At 62.0% G+C, this 3,474-nt stretch carries 4 protein-coding genes and 2 pseudogenes; 2 read left to right on the top strand and 4 right to left on the bottom strand.

Annotation, left to right across the window (positions count from 1 at the left end):
• The 3 genes from VFL62_RS26885 to VFL62_RS06155 all read right to left on the bottom strand — a co-directional run.
• Positions 1-466: integrase core domain-containing protein (locus tag VFL62_RS26885; protein WP_414644625.1), on the bottom strand; the 466-nt coding region annotated here is incomplete at its 3' end.
• Positions 467-476: 10 nt separating this feature from the next.
• The gene (locus tag VFL62_RS26880; RefSeq protein WP_414644624.1) at positions 477-746 is read right to left on the bottom strand and encodes a group II intron maturase-specific domain-containing protein; all 270 of its coding nucleotides are present in this window, start codon (positions 744-746) and stop codon (positions 477-479) included.
• Entirely contained in the window at positions 637-1,125 is a 489-nt protein-coding gene (locus VFL62_RS06155; protein WP_325171481.1) for a reverse transcriptase domain-containing protein, read from the bottom strand. Before VFL62_RS06155 ends, VFL62_RS26880 begins: the two co-directional genes overlap by 110 nt.
• 212 nt (positions 1,126-1,337) lie before the next feature.
• Here VFL62_RS06155 and VFL62_RS06150 point away from each other — a divergent pair, with 212 nt between their 5' ends.
• Both VFL62_RS06150 and VFL62_RS06145 read left to right on the top strand, forming a co-directional pair.
• Positions 1,338-1,571, top strand: a complete 234-nt coding sequence (locus VFL62_RS06150) for a ribbon-helix-helix protein, CopG family (RefSeq protein ID WP_325171480.1) — start codon at positions 1,338-1,340, stop codon at positions 1,569-1,571.
• Positions 1,572-1,714: 143 nt separating this feature from the next.
• Positions 1,715-2,782 (top strand): annotated as a pseudogene (locus VFL62_RS06145) (recombinase family protein); the annotation flags it as partial.
• 576 nt (positions 2,783-3,358) lie between these two features.
• Here the strand turns inward: VFL62_RS06145 and VFL62_RS06140 are convergent.
• A pseudogene (locus VFL62_RS06140) lies at positions 3,359-3,474 on the bottom strand (maturase); the annotation flags it as partial.

Raw genomic sequence — 3,474 nt, 5'->3', positions numbered from 1 at the left:
CCCGCCGGGACTCGCCCTGGTTGCGCGCCTTGTCCTGCACCACTAATGCGCGATTACCGCTCCACGCTAATCCATCTCCGAACACCATATGAGAAATCCGGGCTAACTGATACAGCGGTCTACCTTTGACTTCATCAATATCAAATCCTTCGTTGGCTGTGGCGCCTGTGGGGATGTGGGCGAAGGCGAGCATTTCCCCGCTTTCCGAGTTCGCTCGGGAAGCGGGGGAAGCGCAGTCGGTCGGCACCGCCGATCGCCCACATATCCACAGGCCTTTCTGGTAAATTTGCCGCGGCGTGCGATAACCGAGGCTTTGGTGTTGGCGCTCCTCGTTATAGAACTCGAGCCATGGGCCGGTGCCGGCCTTGGCCTCGGCGACGCTGGCATAGGCGTTGAGGTAGGCGAGTGGCGCAGGGCATCGCAGCCCTGCGCTCTCCCAGAACCGGACGTGAGCCTCTCGACTCATCCGGCTCCCATCAATCAGCCCCTGGCCCCAGAGCCCAATGGGCGAATAGGTTTGGATTGCGACGCTTGAGTCTTCGCAACCAATCCCAGATCGCCAGGACGTGACCCCGGAACCGTCTGTATTTGCGAGCCGCCCATCGCACGATGAAGGCATCGATCGTGCGGAGTTTTTCACGAAGCTTCGAGGGGTAGAAACGGCCGTAGTAGCGCACCCAGCCCGTCAGGACAGGGCGAACCCATTTGGCGATTTCCTCCAGCGCCAGATCGTTTCGGCAATGCAATCGCCAACGTCGCACGCTTTTGCCGCATCCTCTTGCCGCCCTTCTTGCTGACCGCTGGGATGAACCCGACAAAGCGCTTGCCGTCACGGTTCTTCGCCACTCGCGGCCGGAACGTGTAGCCGAGAAAGTCGAATGACCGATCTGGGTATTCTCCAGGACGATTTGCATCCTTGCAGTAAACGATCTTAGTCTTTTGCGCGTGCAGTCGCAGCCGGCACCCCGCAAACCTCTGTTCCAACGCTTGACGTAACTCAAGCGCCTGGGCTTCGCTTCGACAATGGCAGATAGCGTCGTCGGCATATCGCTCGAACGGGACGTCCGGATACTCCCTTCGCATCCAGCGATCGAACGCATAGTGAAGAAAGAGATTCGCCAGCACGGGGCTGACCACGCCCCGAACGCAAAAGGTAACTTCTGCTTTGATCGCGTGATTGCGCTCGATCGTTCTCGTTGTGTGCTTGATTTGCGCCTCAAAAGGTAATATACCTATGACAGATGGCGCGGTCGACCGATGCGCAGAAGGCGGAACGTCTCAATGCCGCCCACAGGTTGCTCGCGCGTGGGCAGAGCGTGGGGGAGGCTGCCTTGTCAATGTCGCGCCAGTTCGCAATGTCGCGCCGTCAGGCCTACCGATACATCGAGGAGGCCCAGTTGATCGGCCGACCGGTGCCGGTTGTCGAGGCGGCGACGGCGGTGACGTTCAAGCTTCCGCCCAGCCTGGTGGACGCGGTCCGGGCGCGGGCGGCGGCCGAAGGAACGACGATCAGCGACATGGTGAGCCGGGCGCTGCGGGCGTTTCTCGGCGAAGCCGGCGGCAATGGCTGAACGGCGCGGCCATGATCGCAGCATCCAATTCGAGCATGCGTTTGACCGTCTCCTCGCCGTCAAGCTGGAGCAGGTCTACGGGATCCTGGTTCCGGAACGGGTTCGCGCCATTGGCGCCGATCAGAGCGTAAGGGGGAAGCGCGATGAAGGCGGCCGCGATCTACGCCAGAGTATCTTCGGAGCAGCAGAAGGAGGAGAACACGATCGCCAGTCAGACGGCGGCGCTGATCGACTTCGCACGCGAGCAGGGCTACAGCGTACCCGATGAATGGGTGATCGAGGACGAAGGCTTCAGCGGCGCCAGCCTTTTGCGGCCAGGCCTGGAGCGACTGCGCGATCTCGCTGCCGAGGGTCACATTCAGACCGTTCTAATCCATTCACCCGACCGCTTGAGCAGAAAATATGCCTATCAAGTACTGCTGACCGAAGAGTTCGCCCGTCACGGAGTCGAGACGATCTTCCTGAAGGCGCCGCATTCCGACACGCCTGAAGATCAACTGATGCTGCAGTTCCAGGGCATGATCGCCGAATACGAACGGGCGCAGATTCTCGAACGGTCCCGCCGCGGCAAGCGCCATCGCGCCAAGGCCGGGCAAGTCTCGGTTTTGTGTGCCGCACCCTATGGCTACCGTTACATCCGCAAGACCAGCGAGGCACCGGCACGCTATGAGATCGATGCCGCGGAAGCCGAAGTCGTGCGGCTGGTCTACGACAAGTATACGGTGGGCGGCCTGAGCATCGGCGCGATTGCCCGGCTGCTCCACGGGATGGGGGTCCCCACCCGTCGGCGGGTTCGCTGGGAACGATCGGTCGTCTGGGCGATCCTGCGCAACCCGGCCTATAAGGGCACAGCCTGCTTTAACAAGACGCAGGTCGGCCCGAGGCAAAAGGTGACAAAGCCGTTTCGCTTGTCGGGGCGGGCGGTCCATGGGGATAAGAGTAGCAATCACGAACGGCCCCGTGACGAATGGATCGAAATACCGGTCCCGGCGATTGTCAGCGAAGAGACCTTCGCCCTGGCGGCAGAGCGGCTGGCTGACAACAAGCGCTTCGCGCCCCGCCGGACCATCGAGCCCAGCATCGTCCAGGGGTTGGCATCCTGCCGCAAATGCGGCTATGCGCTGTCGCGGACGTCGGCCCGCACCTCCGCGCGCAAAATCCATTACTACCGCTGCCTCGGTTCCGACGCTTGGCGCCATCTCGGCGGGGCGGTGTGCGACAGTCAGCCAATCCGTCAAGACCTGCTCGACCAGATCGTGTGGCAGGAAGTTATTCACCTGATCGAAGACCCGACGCTCATTCGGGCCGAACTCGATCGGCGCCTTGACGCAGCCCGCGCGGCGGAACCGACAAAGCGAAGGCAAGAAGCCCTCGAGCGCGAGTTGACACGGATCAGGAAAAGCATGGAACGGTTGCTTACGGCCTACCAGGAAGATCTCCTGTCCCTTGACGAACTGCGCCGTCGGATGCCGGAACTGCGCGCCCGCGAGCAGTCCATGCAGGCGGAACGGCAGGCGATCCTCGATCAGGCCGCCGACCAAATATCGTTCCTGCGCCTGGCCGAAACCCTGACCGCGTTCCTCCAGCGGCTACGCCAGTCGGCGGAAACGCTGGAAATCGCTGAGCGGCAGAAAGTCGTCCGCCTCCTGGTAAAGGAAGTCTTGGTCGACAATGACACCATCACGATCCGGCATTCGATGCCCGCCCAACCAACGCCGCCCGCCGGCAGCGCGCCGCCGTCAACCGGCAAACTGCGGGTGCGCAGTGAAAGTTACCTTTTGCGTTCGGGGAGTGATCACCGATCCCTGCCCCGTCCCCCACTCGCTCGTCGTAACGACCCCGTCTTCCAGGACACCCGCTTTGAGCCATTTACGGATCAGGCGGATGATGCGCGGGTCGCCGA

It is taken from the genome of Bradyrhizobium sp., assembly GCF_035701725.1.
Classification (GTDB): domain Bacteria; phylum Pseudomonadota; class Alphaproteobacteria; order Rhizobiales; family Xanthobacteraceae; genus Bradyrhizobium.
Note: the sequence above shows the minus strand (reverse complement) of the source record. Positions and strands in the feature narration are given on the sequence as shown.